This window comes from Vibrio sp. Vb0667 (genome assembly GCF_033391095.1).
The window spans coordinates 1-1,526 of sequence record NZ_JAWPOL010000147.1 but is presented as its reverse complement, the minus strand read 5'-3'; the positions used below and the strand labels follow the sequence as shown (position 1 = coordinate 1,526).

Annotated in this window: 2 protein-coding genes; both read left to right on the top strand. The window is 43.6% G+C overall.

From position 1 onward, the window contains the following. The coding region (gene ltaE, locus R8269_RS24130; RefSeq protein ID WP_318222767.1) for a low-specificity L-threonine aldolase at positions 1-783 on the top strand (783 nt) is incomplete at its 5' end. A gap of 77 nt (positions 784-860) precedes the next feature. Continuing rightward, entirely contained in the window at positions 861-1,178 is a 318-nt protein-coding gene (locus R8269_RS24125; protein WP_206973707.1) for a c-type cytochrome, read from the top strand. Positions 1,179-1,526 lie beyond the last annotated feature (348 nt).

Genomic DNA, 1,526 nt, shown 5'->3' with positions numbered 1-1,526 from the left:
TATTTATGCGGCGAGCAAGCGCACAATTACAAATATGAAGCAGGTGGCGCAGCGGTACTGGGTTCTATCCAGCCTCAACCAATAGAAAACAATCCAGATGGCACGTTGCCATTTGACAAATTAGAGGCAGCAATTAAACCTGATGACGCGCACTTTGCTCGTACTCGTCTGCTAAGTTTAGAAAACACCATCAACGGTAAAGTGATCCCACTGTCTTACTTAGCGGAAGCTCGTGAATTCGTTAATAAACACAATCTGAAACTGCATCTCGACGGTGCCCGCGTGTTTAACGCAGCTGTTGCGCTCGATGTTCCCGTCAAAGATATTGGTCAGTACTTTGATTCCATGACGATTTGTTTATCGAAAGGTCTTGCAGCACCCGTTGGTTCACTGCTGCTTGGCAGCAAGGAATACATCGCGAAAGCTCGCCGTTTAAGAAAGATGGTCGGTGGCGGAATGCGGCAGGCAGGCATTCTAGCGGCAGCAGGTAAACTGGCGATCACGGAACAAGTCGCGCAGTTAAAGCAAGATCACATCAATGCAAAAGCATTGGCGGAAGGTTTAGCTGAACTACCGGGTTTCTCGGTAAATCCTGACTTCGTTCAAACCAACATTGTGTTTGCTAAGTTGGATGCTAAAGTCGATATCCAAAGCATCGCGGAGCAACTCAAGCAACAAAACATCATCATCAGCCCAGGAAACCCAATTCGCTTTGTCACACACAAAGACATCTCTGCTGAAGATATTCAAACCTTCCTATCAAGCCTTAAATCTCTGCTTTAGATTGATTTTGATCATTGAGCTTCCCCTTGGGGGAAGCTTTATTCTACGGTCAATTATCGCTAAATCGAGAATCCATAATGCTAAGAACCCTCCTTTTAACGTCTCTCATTTTTACTTCCACCGTTTATGCCAATCCTTTTGGCGATGCTGAGAAAGGCAAAGTTAAAGCTCCAAGCTGCGTATATTGCCACGGCACAAATGGACTAAGCAGTAATGACGCCTATCCGAACCTTGCAGGTCAAAGTCCTAAATACTTGTATGGCTCGATGAAAGCCTATCAGGATGGTTTGCGAACCGGGCCACTGGCAGAGATGATGAAAGCGCAATTACGTATGCTGAACGATGAAGATCTCCGCGATGTTGCTGCATTTTTTGCCGAGCAATCAGGCGACTAAACGGTCTGCATTAATGAGTGAGAAAAGGCTCGTCAGCAGTACGAGCCTATTTATTTTCCTGAATATAAAACCAACAACACATTTCACCAATAAATGAACACAAATCAATCAAACACACTTCAGATCAAATATTTGATGAATTTATAGTTCACTACAGGCATTAATATTGACTTTTTATTCTATTTTATCGATATTTCATGCTTTGTTTGATTCGACGTGAAGTAAGTTATGTCTCACACACATGCGCAGCCATCGGAATCGGCTGCAACAAAGCAATCATGGCAGATGCCTGACACTCTCATTTTAATCTTTTTTGTTGGTATCTTTGCTGCGATTCTTACCTATCTA